This is a genomic window from Acidithrix sp. C25 (genome assembly GCF_904848545.2).
In genome coordinates, this window is sequence record NZ_CAJHCI020000006.1 from 446,513 (window position 1) to 459,167 (window position 12,655).

Below are 12,655 nucleotides of genomic sequence, written 5' to 3' on the forward strand. Positions count from 1 at the left end.
GCAACTTGCCGATTTCTATCTCGTAATGGATGCCTTTTTTTGTGGTAGTTGCCATTGCGAACGCCAAAGTTGGACTGAGAGTGATCTTTCAAGATGTGGCTATGAGCTTGTGATCTCTTGACTGCTTTGATCCCTTGAAATCTGATTTTCACATGAGTTATTTCATGGTGATTAAATCTTGCACCATTGACATGTATAGTTTGCTTTACCTTGATAATATTTATGGAATGGAAACTTTACCTAAATGGCACTGCATTGGGATAGAGCGAACTTCTGGAGGATTTTATTGCTAGATATTGCGACAAGGCGAAAGCAGTTAGGGATATCCCAACGCGAGATGGCGGCCACCCTTGGTGTCACTCGTCAGACGTTGTCCAACATCGAAAGAGGTGATGAGAATCCAAAAGTTGGTCTAGCTTTGGGTATAGCCCGAATACTTTCTTCGACAGTGGAGGAGGTCTTTGGTGTCGGAAGTCCAGCTCTAGAGACGAACCCTGTTGACGGTCCAGCTGCCTGGGGCGAGATCAATGGTCTCAAGAAGTTTCGCGCTATGCCAAAAGGAGTATTGGATAGCGCGTGGCAGATTCCAAATGCCAGGTTGAGCCAGTCCGGTGACTACCAAGCGAGTGAGAGTGGCGCGCTCTTCTTTGACGGTTGTGATCCAATTCTTGGAGCGATAGTTAATTTTTTGTCCCATCGGATCCCTGTCAGTTGCCTTTGGTGGTCAGTTCAAAACAGTGAGGCTTTGGCGCGAGTTCGCGGAGGTGACTCTCACTTTGGTCTGATTCATCTACCTTTTGGGCGCCATCCGCAACTAGGAGCATTCCCGGGTTATTTGACCCTTGAGGTTGCTAGTTGGAATCTGGTAATGGTTACTAAGGACGGTAATCCTAATCACCTTAGGAGACTTGAAGATATCTTTCGTCCGACTGTCAATTTTGCATATCGGTCGATAGGATCTGGAGTTCGAGAATATACCGATGAGTTGGCTAATCGTTTTGGGGTAACGCCCAATCCAGAATTATCCTTTGACTCTCATATCTCTGCTACCAATGCAGTTCGTTTTGGGATCTATGACGCCTCTTTGGTTGCCGAATCTGTCGCGCGACTTTGTGGCGCATCCTTTATCACCCTCGATCGACAGACCTCTTGGTTGGTCGTTCCGAGCTCTTCGCTAGATGACCTAGATGTTTCAAGAGCTTTGGAGGAGATTCATGGCGGCGACTTTCGGAAGCTATTATCCGGCGTGCCAGGCTATGCCGTAGCAGCCTAGAGGCTGGGCTTGATCTATCTCCAATTCTGGAAAATTTATTGACACCTTGAAGTCCAAGTGACTTATTTACCACCTATCTCGGATCGAATTTGGAGCGTTTTTTTAATGAATGGAAAATTAAAAGTAGTATTTAGTGCGGTGGCACTAAGTTCAGTTTTGGCGGCGTGTGGAAATGGAGCTGCCTCTTCGGCGGCCTCTTCTCCGGCTACCACATCATCACCGACGACGACCTCTATTGGAGGAACAGTTAAGGTTGCCTATGCGGGATCGTTGGTGGGAGCCATGGTCCAAAAGATAGGCCCCGCCTTTCAAAAAGCTACAGGCGTAACTTTTTCCGGGTTGCCAGGTGGTTCAACGGGGTTGGTAAATCAAATCAAGTCCGGAACTTCTTCCTTTGACGTCTTTATCTCAGCGGCCAGAAGCGCTAACGATCCTCTTATGGGGGCTGCCAATAAAAACCTTGAGACCTGGTATGCCGCTTTGGGTACTGCTCCCTTGGTAATTGGATACAATCCAAGTTCATCTTTTGCTCCGGCGCTAAAGAGCCAAAAGTGGTACACGGTGCTAGCTAAACCAGGTATCAAGATTGGTCGAACTGATCCAGCTATAGACCCCAAGGGCAAACTAACTCTTGAGTTATTTGCTAAGGAATCGGCCATCTTGGGCAATCCGTCTTTGACATCGTCGATCTTGGGAGCAGCAGAGAATCCAGCTCAGGTATTTCCTGAAGAGGCACTTGTGAGTCGCCTCACCTCTGGTCAGTTGGATGTGGGCTTCTTCTATTCGAATGAGGCAGCATTTGCCAAGATCCCGACGGTGCCGACGGGGCTAAACCTTGGGGCCAACTTTACGATAAGCATTTTGACAGGAGCACCTGATTCGGCCCAAGCAGTTGCTTTTGTGAACTTCCTTTATTCGCCCGAGGGCCAGAAGCTTCTAAAAGAGGTTGGCCTTGTCCCTGAATCTCCGACTGTTACGGGGAGTCTAGCAAAGGCACCTAAGGGCCTTTCGTTGTAAGATACTTCTGCGCAGATCTCAAGTTCAGATCTTATCCATCAAAAAAGGTGGGAGTTCTTGTGAGGGCTGCGATGGTACTTACTTGGGATAATCCCAAGTAAGTACCATCCAAATGTGGCTCTGTGGGCTAGGTCGGAGCCGATTTTCAATTTGAAGGTATCTTTTTCTTCGTCAAAACCCGTTTTGCAAATAGATTGTCTTATTGTTGGTATTGGGCTTGTAGCCACAGGAGGTAGATTGCGCGCGGAGTTTATCACTAGAGATAGAACGGGGAACTCTCTATCTTTTGGTGTCTTGGCCCTTATCTGTATCGCCTTTGTTGTTTTTCCAATCCTGGGACTCGCATATTACTTTTTGATACATCATTCCGCGCCTATTCTGTGGTCGTCTCTCTTTAGTGCAGTGGTGAATTCAGTAGTTCCGTCTCTGGTCGCAATCACCATCGGAATGATAATCGCAATTCCAACTGGTTTTTTCATCTCCCGAGCGACTAGTAAGGGCGCGGCATTTCTTGGATTTGTTCTTCGTTTGCCGCTAGGAGTTCCACCACTGGTTGCTGGCATAATGCTATTGATTGTCTTTGGTCCGAATTCTCCGATTGGCAAGGTTTTTCACGGACGCCTCACCAATACGCTAATCGCCATCACCATTGCCCAGCTATTTGCTAGTGTCCCATATGTCATAGAGGGATCACGCGGCGCATTCGCCCTTTTGGATGAGGAGGTAATGGTAGTTGCAGATTCGCTGAAGATGAAGTTGAATCGACGCCTCCTCTCAATCTATCTGCCTATGGTATGGTCAGCGATTCGATCTTCTTTGGTCCTTGGTTACCTAAGGGGATTTGGCGAATTCGGGGCAGTCCTTTTGGTTGCCTATAACCCTACTTCACTCCCTATCTACACCTATGTCTCCTTCGAGGGAGCTGGACTACCATCGACGGTCACACCGGTTCTTGTGACTCTGGTCATCTCCGGCACCGTTGCCTATTTGATATCTCGAATTGCATGGCCCACCAGGGTTATTGAGGGTGGATTTTCCTACTTTCGCAGCCAAGCTAAGAAGCGATATCAGTCCAATTCAAAGGTCGAACGCGGTGACTTTGTGGATGGTGCTTCTTTTATATCGGTCGAGGGAACTGTAGGCGGTTTTGAGCTGGACATTAATTTCACTATCGAACCAGGATGCAGCGTAATCTTGGGTCCAAGTGGATCAGGAAAGACCCTGACCTTGCATTCTCTAGCTAACCATCGCATAAATGGTGTGAAGCTCTCCATCGATGGTCCTCTATGTGGGGCCCTTCACTCTTCTATTGGTTATGTACCACAGCGCCTTGGCCTATGGCCACATATGACTGTCGAGCAAAATCTGCGCCTTTGCATTGATGCCTCAGGTTCGGATCTGGAGATCTCTGAAGTATTAGAGGGGTTAGATATTTTGGAGCTACGGGGGCGTATGCCAAAGGAGCTCTCAGGCGGACAGTACCAACGAGCAGCGATCGCTAGGGCAATGTGCAGTGGTGGCAAGCTGCTTATTTTGGATGAACCCCTCTCCGCATTGGACCTCGCACTCAGGCGCTCTTTTTTGTCGCTATTAGCCGAGCACGTCAAGTCAAAGGTCCCATATCTGATCATGGTGACCCATGATGTGGATGAGGCACTTTATCTGGCGGATTCCATCGTGGTTATGAGTCACGGTGAGGTTCTACAGCAAGGGACTCCCTCAAAGATTATCGACTCTCCTTACAATCGGGCTGTAGCGGGGATAGCCGGATTTGATAACATCATTATCGATCGCGACCAACAAGGAAATGGTTCATTGGGTGATCGGGCCTATTTCTACTCGAGTGATGTTGTGCTAGCTCCCATTGATGTACTTGTCGAAGTAGGGCTAAAGGTTCTTGGAGATTATCAGGTGGTTGAGACACGTCCTTCAACCCGTGGTCGATTGGTTACCCTTAGCAATGGGGAAAATACTATTTCAGGATGGATTCCACCTGAGCGCATTACCGCTTATCAAAATGGCGAGATCGTCGGTGTCGGTATAAGAAAAGAGAGATATTTTAGGTTTCCCCCAGAGTAATAGCTAAGGGCCGTGATTAACGAATCTGCTTGGCCTTAATTTGGGTTTATCTGATTGGCTTGTAGCACTGAAGGGGACCAGGTAAGTCTGGCATTAGATATGGCCGGGATGGGATTTCGCCAAGGCTTTACTTTTGGGCCTTGATTCCATATTGACTGTCTTAGATGTTTCCATCCAAAAGGGCGTCGCGTGTCAATCTAGCATGGTCGGTGATGGCTATGATTAAATTCTCACGATCGTTTTGCCGCAAAAGAGTGGCAAAGCCTTTGTGTTCTTTTACTATCGTCTCGACTCGAACAGGGTTCAAATAGAGGAGAATATTGAACATTCGAATCTGGCGATCGCGAAGCGATGAATAGAGATTTGCCAAAATAGAGTTTGCTGTCGCATTCAAAATTGAAGTATGAATAGTTCGATCCAATTCGGCAAATTCAATCGGATCTTTGTCTTCTAACGCCTTCATTTGAAGTTGAACGAGGGAGTCAATTTCGTCGGCTACAAAGACAGCCATGTGGGTATCGAAGACTTTTTCTACCGCGAAACGCTCCAGTAAAAGCCTGGTTTCAAAGACCATCTCAATTTCTTGCTTAGAGACCGGAACCACCATCGCACCTTTTTTGGGGTACAGACGAAGAAGGCCCTCCGATTGAAGGCGCAGAAAGGCTTCACGAACAGGAGTTCTTGAGATTTGAAGTTGATCGGCAATCTCTCCTTCAGAGATTAATTCGCCTCCAGGGAAGGTACCAACCAAGATCTTGTGTTTCGCAAGGTCATAGGCTTGGATTGACGCAGGTATTGTCGTTGATCTCCTTGTCGCAGCCGGTTTTTTAGGCGGATTACCATTGCCTGTAATTAGGCCTTCACTGTCCATCTTTTAAACTCACCTTCGTGCTTATCTGTGGTCTTTTTGCTCAGGCAATTGGTTGCCGGGTGTGGACAAGAAGCAATCATATTTACGTATATTAGGGTTTATCAAAATGCCAATACGCCTATCAGGTGCGTTGATACCTTTAAAGTTCTGTCAGCTATTTTAGCATGGCGACTTTCTTTGGCATGCATGTCGCCATTGGCGGCGTGATATCTTCGATTCTTGGCTAAAGCCAAGGTGGTGATGAGAGGTCTTGGAACCTTTTTAACTTTGGATAAGAAGAGCCTTCGCTAATTGATTGGAATAGAGATTTTCCGCCCGTGGAAGACCAATTGTGATGGGATCGCTCCTTGGTGCTTTGACTTTGGTTTTTGAGATACCTTTTGGGGAGCGGGATGTGCTTTCTTTTTGATCTACCCCGACTTCTATCGACAATTGCACGGTTGGATATCAATTGGGCGTGACTTTTAGGATCAGAAAGAGAGAGTCAAAGCCGATTACGTTGCGTTTCCGGTGGTTTTTTAATCGGCGAAAGCTATGTTATTTCGCAATACCTTTGGTCGCAATAGTATCTCTGTAGAATAGGAAGTGTTTTAGTGGATCGTACAGCTCTGGATGGCCTATTTAGTCCAAGGTCAATAGCGATCGTAGGTGCCTCTAACGACCCCAAACGCATTGGAGGTCGGCCTCTAAATGCGACTATCAAGGCGGGCTTTGAGGGGCCTATCTATCCAATAAATCCTAATTATGACGAAGTTCTCGGGCGCAAATCCTATCCGCGCCTTTCTGACCTTCCAGAGGCAGTGGACTTAGTTGTAGTGGCAGTTGGCTCTAGGTATGTAGAGAGCGTTATAGAAGACGCTGCGATGGCGGGGGCTCGTTCCCTTGTGGTCTTTTCCTCGGGCTATTCGGAGCTTGGTTCCGATGGACGGATTGCTCAGGATCGAATAGCTTCACTGTGTCAGTCGAATCAAATGGCGATGCTCGGCCCTAACTGTTTGGGAGTAATCAACCAAAAAGCCAAAGCCATGGCCTCTTTCACAGCGGCTCTCGATCTTGATCTCATCAAAGGCGGAAATATTGGCTTTGCCTGTCAAAGCGGTGCCTTTGGCTCCTATTTTTTGACCCTGGTAAGCCGCAGGGGTCTTGGGATCAACCTATGGGTGGCAACTGGAAATGAAGCCCAGGTTTCGGTGGCGGATGCTATCGAATATATGGCGGATCTCGATGAGATAAGCGTAATTGGAGGATACATCGAAGGCGTGCAGGACTGCGATCGTCTTCGAAGTGCCCTGATCAAGGCCCATGATGCGAAAAAGCCGGTGGTATTGATGAAGGCCGGCGTCACCGAAGCTGGCGCCAGGGCGGCAATAAGCCATACTGGATCGATGGCTGGAGACGATCAGGTCTTTAGTGCCTTCGTCGAACACTATGGTGGCTATCGCGTTTCTGACCTTGATGAGATGATCGATCTGATCCAGGGTATCTCTCTGGGTGCATATCCCAAGGGTAAGAATCTCTGCCTTTTGACTATGTCTGGGGGTGCTGGGATATTGATGGCAGATGCCGCTGGTGAGGCCGATTTAGCTCTGCCGTCACCTTCTCCTGAGGTCAAGGACCATCTCAGTGCGCTCGTTCCCTATGCTGCACTAGACAACCCAGTTGACTTTACCGGTCAGTTCATAAATGACCCAACCCTGGGTGGACAGTTTCTAACAAAATTGTCCGATAGCAATCTTTATGATGCATTCGTCACCTTCGTCGGCCACACCGCTCTCGATGAAACAATTGCAGCTCCAGTGCTAGAGACTATTTCTACGCTGTCGACGCAGGGCGGAGCTCCCCATTTTTTAGTGGGCTTGACGACCCCGCCGCTTGAGAAGCTTCTCTTGCAAGCTAAGGTTCCGTTTTTGACTAATCCAGCCAAAGCGGTAAAACTGGTTCGCTCGCTCTATGAGGTAAGTGAAACTTTAGCTCGTCCGATCGAATCGCTGGCATGGCAGGGTGATCCTCATATTGAAGCACTTTTTGACTTATTGGTCGCTAGCCAAGCTGGGGCCGAAGTCGTGCCTGAGGTGGCTAGCCTCTCGTTTTTTAGATCTTGTGGGATCTCAACTGTGATGGCGATTCGAGCCACCTCCCCGCAGGAGGCCCTTAAAGCTGCCCAAGAGATCGGCTTTCCGATTGTCTTGAAGATTGACTCCCCGCAAGTGCCACACAAAGCAAAGGTTGGAGGGGTGATGCTCTCCATAAATAGCAAACGAGAACTCGAACACGCTTGTTATGAGATGATGGGCAAGGTGGCTAGACGAGTTTCTGGTGCTGAGATCAGAGGTTTCGTGGTTGAGCCTATGGTCTCGGAGGGGCTTGAGGTGATATTGGGGGTTCGACGTGACCGCGACTATGGATGTGTGATCATGGTGGGAAGCGGGGGAGTCATGGCGGAGACCTCTAGTGATATTCAAATTCGCCTAGCTCCGATAACACTTCAAGGGGCGATCTCAGCGATTGAAAGGACCGAATTTGGTAAAGCTATCCGAAGTGGGGTTCTAGCTCGAGATTACGACTTTGAGGGATTGGCTCAATTGATGGTGACCCTCTCAAAGATAGTGGTCTCAAATAAGCGAATCTCTGAGATAGATTTAAATCCGGTCCTCTTTCGCCAACGAGACAAGGATCCCATAGTTTTAGATGCGCTCGTCGTCTTGGCCCCAGAAAAGGTTCCTTCGTGAGTAATTTTTCCAAGGTTCCAAGGGACTTTTAGAGGTCGTTTAGAGTGATTAGTCTTTCTTTGTGAATGATCTTCCCATTGTATAAAAAGCTTCATTGGGCTTCATTTGGGTAAAACCTGCCAGTCGATTCGACAAAGCAAAGAATGCGGTAATTGCACCTATATCCCAGATGTCATCGTCGCTTAGACCGATCTCGGTCAAGAGCGCGTAGTCGTCGGTGGTAATTTGATCTGCATTATCAGCAACCTTGAGGGCAAATTCGCAGATGGCGACCTCTCTTTGGCTTAGTGGTGCAAGGCGATGGTTGATCGCCACGGCATCGGAGATAGTTGGGTCTTTGGAGTAGATCCGCAAAATAGCACCATGAGCTATAACACAGTAGAGACAGTTGTTCTTCGCTGAGGTGACGACCACGATCATCTCTCGCTCTTTTTTGGAGAGTCCCGAATCGCGCAACATCAATGCATCGTGATAGGCGAAAAAGGCTCTAAATTCATCGGGTCGTAGGGCGAGCTTTAAAAAGACATTGGGAATGAAGCCACTTTTAGCCTCTACTTCGGTGATTCTTTGAGCAATATCTTTATCTAGGGTGGATAGGTCTGCTAGTGCAGTTGTGAAGTAGGGACTGGATTGGCTCATTGTCGCTCCTATTGCTCTTTAATAATTGGCTCTTTATCTAATTTCTAAAATAGTGCATTAAAATTTTATAAATTAGCCGCTATGGCTATGGCCTCTTTCGCTGGGCATTCTTGGCTCTCTCTTCATCCTTTTTGCGCCGGAGCCCCGAACTCCTACTTCGAAGGAGGTAGTTGCACGCAGTGACTATGTATACCCAGTGATCTGCTATGGTTCTGGTAAAACCGAGACTACTACCTTTTTGCAATAGCCTTTGTTTACCCGGGCTAGTGCTAGCAGGAGGAAGTGTGGTCGATATCCAAGGTGCGATTCGATCTCTTTGGAGTTTTCGAGGCGAGGCAACTCATTGGGGTAGGTTGCAATCACACGCGGATCTCTAACTGGGAAGAAGTGGACGCTGGGGCCGAATGGGAATGTTACACCTAAGAGGCCAGATTTCTGATTTCTCTCCATGGCCACATGCTTGTCAACTTGTATTATCGTGGTTGATGCGAAGTTGCCACTCAGTTGAGCATAGGCAATCGAAGGTCCCAAGCCACCCAAAATCTTCATCCCCTGGGCCAGGAGATTTCGCTCAATCGATGTGGTAATTTTTTTGGGACTAGTTGCGATAGGCGCTAATTTGTAGGTTCCCCCGAAGATTACATCAGGGCGGGAAGCATCTGGTGGGCGATCTCTTTGAATGCCATCTAGTCGATAGGTCTGATAGGTATGGAGGCCCAATGGCACCTCATTTTCATCGAGTTCGATTCGGTTTATGAATCCACTTTTAAGGTTTAATCCAAAGACCTCAGATCCGAGTCGACCAAGGTGCACAAAGTCGATGGTATTTACTTGTATTTGGTGCTTAGCGGGCATTATTTCTCACCTCAAACGGAAATTTTCAATAGATTGGTCGGCTGTTCTCGTTGGCGGGATTCGCTCAAGGTAGAACTTGATCCATGCCAAATGGCTAATCTGCTCAGGCTGATTGTCCTTCGCGCATCGCATGCAATTGCTCGGCTAGAGATTTTGGATCGTTAGTCGGAGCTGAGCAGGTAAAGTCTTTGCAGAGATAGGCATAAGAATCAACTTTGCCCTCCCAAAGTGGACCAATTCCGCCCGAGCCATATGTGATGTATAGGTTTGGTATGTACTGACTTCTCACTGACGCAAGGAGCTCATCTTGTGTACCCACTACAACTAGTTGACCAATTCCTGCGCCCAGCTTGGCCAACTCCCTAACTACCACAGGAAAGGCACTTGGGTGTTTGGTGGTCATCTCCGCTAAGTTTTCGACCAACCCCATTGCTAGGGTCATTGGTTCTTCGTCACCAAGGAGTTCGCTAAGGGAAATTAAGCTAGAGATAATGGTGGATGTAGCAGATTCATAGGCTGAATCGAAGATGTCGTTGGACTGTGCGATCAACTGCGTAGAGGAACGCGCGGTTGTGTTGAAGTTTCCAGATTCAGGGTCGAAAAATTCCTGGGTCATCTTATTGAAGATCGTTTCGGCATATTCAATGATCGCAAAGTCACCACCAAATTGGACTAGCGCTAGAGCGGCATTTAGCATTTGGGCATAGTCGCCAAGTACAGCAGGAGCTTTTGAGTAGTTCTCGCCAGATGGCGCTAGCCGTAATCCTTGGCCACTTAGGTTGCAGGAGTCGAATAAGTGCAGAAAGACCGCTCTAGCTCTCTCTAGATAGTCGGGCCTATTGAGGTAAAAGCCAGCTTCCGCCAAGGTGGCAACCATCATCGCGTTCCACTCTAAGACAGCTTTTGAATCTTTTCGAGGGGCATTTCGACTATTTCGAAGTGCTAGAAGAAGCTGACGTGCTTCGTCAATTTGTGGAGTTGTGGCAAGGTCATCACGATCTGGGCGATGTAAGATGTTGCGCCCCTCGAAGTTCCCAGAGTGCGTTATGCCATAGGCGGAAATAAATTCTTCAGCTTTGTCTCTTAGGGTCTCGCGTACCTCTTCGATTCGGAAGATATAAAATGCTCCCTCTTCTCCATCGCTGTCAGCATCGAAGCTGGAGGCAAAAAGGCCGTCGGAGCGAGACATCTCTAAGATTACAAAGTCTAAAGTTTCTACAGTTGTTCTTAGGTAGTTTTGATTTTTGCTTGCAAGATAGGCTCTCAGGTAAAGTCTGCTATTTAGGGCTTGATCATAGAGCATCTTTTCGAAGTGTGGCACCATCCAAAATGCATCTGTTGAGTATCGCGCAAAGCCACCGCCAAGATGGTCGTAGATCCCACCTGCAATTACCGCATCGAGGGTCGTGGTCAGGGCGTTCATGAGATCCTTGGAGACATCAACTTCTCTCGACATCAGTGCGATGTCGAGAACGCTTTGCCAGAGGTGTGGTTGGATAAACTTAGGTGCTCTAGCTGTTCCGCCCCATTGGTCGTCGTAGATCCGATAGAGGGCGTCGCAGAAGTCGCGGGTAAGTTTCTCGGTATCGAGGGTCTCTATCGATCCGTTATTTTGAAGGGTAGAACGTGCTGCAATCGATGCTCGAAGTGATTGCGCTTGGGATTCAACTTCTCCCCGGGACTCTTTGTAGAGGCGAGAGAGCTCCAAAAGGACTCGACGAAAGCTCGGCATTTGGGTGCCCTCTTTGGGCGGGAAGTAGGTACCGCCATAAAAAGGTAGTCCATCTGGCATTAAAAAGACAGACATGGGCCAACCACCGTGGCCGGTCATGGATTGAACTGCTTCCATGTAGATGGCATCGACATCGGGATGTTCTTCTCTGTCGACCTTGATCGAGATGAAGTTTTCATTGAGGATGCCAGCAATCTCGGGGTCTTCAAAGGATTCATGGGCCATCACATGACACCAATGACACGCTGAATAGCCAATGGATAGAAAGACCGGCAGGTCTAGTTCCTTGGCTTTGTCTAAGGCCTCTTGAGACCAAGGCCACCAATCGACAGGGTTATTTGCGTGCTGTAGAAGGTATTCACTTTGTGAATTGGATAATCGATTACTTACCACTTGTGCGACTCCGTGTCTATTGCCCAACACAGTCTAGGCAATAGTGCTTGAGAATTTCTAGATATTTTTTCTCACGTCAATGATCCAAGTATGGATCCATGAGGTGGAGGTTTGCTTAACATGCTAATTGAGCTTGTGCGATAGTTCGTAGATGGTTGCCGCTTAGGAGGCTATTTTTTGGAGCTATTGGGTCACTTCTTTATAAAGTTCAAGCGCTGGCTTCTGGTTTGTGCCATTGTTTTTAACTATGGAAATAACTTTTAATGATTCGGTTGTGCTTGTTACCGGTGGTTCTAGAGGAATTGGCAAGGCGATAGCCACTGCCTTCGCCCAGGCTGGCGCTCGAGTAATGATTACATCGAGAAAAGCTGATGCCCTAGAAGTGGCAGCTGCCGAGATAGCCAGCGGAATCGATGCCTCAAACATCTCTTTCGTCGCTTCAAATGCAAGTGATCCTGATGAGCCAGAGCGAGTGGTCAGCGAGACGGTTGAGCATTTTGGCCATGTAAACGTTGTGGTAAACAATGCCGCTACGAACCCTTATTTTGGTCCTTTGATCGACATTGATGCAAAGCGCATGGACAAAATCATAGAGGTCAACCTACGAGCACCACTTTTGTACAGTCAAGCGGCATATAGAAAGTGTTGGATGGACAAGACCACTCCCGGCAATATCATCAATATTGCTTCGATCGGTGGCATGGGCGTCGAGCCAGCAATCGGATATTACAACATCTCCAAAGCCGGAGTCATCCATCTTACCAAGCAGTTGGCGAATGAGCTTGGTCCGAATGTTCGTGTGAATGCCATCGCCCCAGGGCTCGTTCGGACCGACTTTGCTAGGGCGCTTTGGGAAAATCACGAGAATTCAGTCGCATCGCGTCTTCCGCTGCGTCGAATCGGTGAACCCACTGATATAGCAGGTGCTGCGTTATTTTTAGCGAGTAGCTATGCCAGCTGGATCACTGGTGAAACTCTGGTAGTTGATGGAGGAGCACTCGTACAGAATTAGCTTCTTTCCCCGACGTGTTGATCCTACCAGGATGGGACCCTCAATCGATCAGGAT

9 protein-coding genes are annotated in these 12,655 nt (G+C 48.1%); 5 read left to right on the forward strand and 4 right to left on the reverse strand.

Annotation, left to right across the window (positions count from 1 at the left end; all coding sequences use genetic code 11):
• The first annotated feature begins 244 nt into the window (after nt 1-244).
• The 3 genes from ACIDITHRIX25_RS71170 (at nt 245) to ACIDITHRIX25_RS71180 (ending at nt 4,369) form a co-directional block, all read left to right on the forward strand.
• A complete protein-coding gene (locus ACIDITHRIX25_RS71170; RefSeq protein ID WP_082058554.1) occupies nt 245-1,273 on the forward strand; it encodes an XRE family transcriptional regulator in 1,029 nt (342 codons plus the stop codon).
• Nucleotides 1,274-1,378: 105 nt separating this feature from the next.
• The gene (locus tag ACIDITHRIX25_RS71175) at nt 1,379-2,290 is read left to right on the forward strand and encodes an extracellular solute-binding protein (protein ID WP_201732402.1); all 912 of its coding nucleotides are present in this window, start codon (nt 1,379-1,381) and stop codon (nt 2,288-2,290) included.
• A gap of 237 nt (nt 2,291-2,527) precedes the next feature.
• Nucleotides 2,528-4,369, forward strand: coding sequence for an ATP-binding cassette domain-containing protein (locus tag ACIDITHRIX25_RS71180; RefSeq protein ID WP_201732403.1), 1,842 nt, complete (start codon nt 2,528-2,530; stop codon nt 4,367-4,369).
• A 160-nt stretch (nt 4,370-4,529) separates the two neighbouring features.
• Here ACIDITHRIX25_RS71180 and ACIDITHRIX25_RS71185 read toward each other — a convergent pair whose 3' ends face one another.
• On the reverse strand, nt 4,530-5,240 hold the full coding sequence (locus tag ACIDITHRIX25_RS71185) for a GntR family transcriptional regulator (RefSeq protein ID WP_201732404.1): 711 nt from the start codon (nt 5,238-5,240) through the stop codon (nt 4,530-4,532).
• A 593-nt stretch (nt 5,241-5,833) separates the two neighbouring features.
• Here ACIDITHRIX25_RS71185 and ACIDITHRIX25_RS71190 point away from each other — a divergent pair.
• Complete coding sequence (locus ACIDITHRIX25_RS71190; RefSeq protein ID WP_201732405.1) at nt 5,834-7,969, forward strand: acetate--CoA ligase family protein; 2,136 nt, start codon at nt 5,834-5,836, stop codon at nt 7,967-7,969.
• A 48-nt stretch (nt 7,970-8,017) separates the two neighbouring features.
• Here ACIDITHRIX25_RS71190 and ACIDITHRIX25_RS71195 read toward each other — a convergent pair whose 3' ends face one another.
• The 3 genes from ACIDITHRIX25_RS71195 to ACIDITHRIX25_RS71205 all read right to left on the reverse strand — a co-directional run bounded on the left by ACIDITHRIX25_RS71195 (nt 8,018) and on the right by ACIDITHRIX25_RS71205 (nt 11,588).
• The gene (locus ACIDITHRIX25_RS71195; RefSeq protein WP_201732406.1) at nt 8,018-8,608 is read right to left on the reverse strand and encodes a peroxidase-related enzyme; all 591 of its coding nucleotides are present in this window, start codon (nt 8,606-8,608) and stop codon (nt 8,018-8,020) included.
• A gap of 204 nt (nt 8,609-8,812) precedes the next feature.
• Complete coding sequence (locus tag ACIDITHRIX25_RS71200) at nt 8,813-9,463, reverse strand: hypothetical protein (RefSeq protein WP_201732407.1); 651 nt, start codon at nt 9,461-9,463, stop codon at nt 8,813-8,815.
• Nucleotides 9,464-9,566: 103 nt separating this feature from the next.
• Nucleotides 9,567-11,588 carry a thioredoxin domain-containing protein gene (locus tag ACIDITHRIX25_RS71205; protein WP_201732408.1) on the reverse strand — a complete coding sequence of 674 codons (2,022 nt, stop codon included), beginning with the start codon at nt 11,586-11,588 and terminating at the stop codon, nt 9,567-9,569.
• Nucleotides 11,589-11,835: 247 nt separating this feature from the next.
• Here ACIDITHRIX25_RS71205 and ACIDITHRIX25_RS71210 point away from each other — a divergent pair, with 247 nt between their 5' ends.
• On the forward strand, nt 11,836-12,600 hold the full coding sequence (locus ACIDITHRIX25_RS71210) for an SDR family oxidoreductase (RefSeq protein ID WP_052605209.1): 765 nt from the start codon (nt 11,836-11,838) through the stop codon (nt 12,598-12,600).
• The last annotated feature ends 55 nt before the right edge of the window (nt 12,601-12,655 follow it).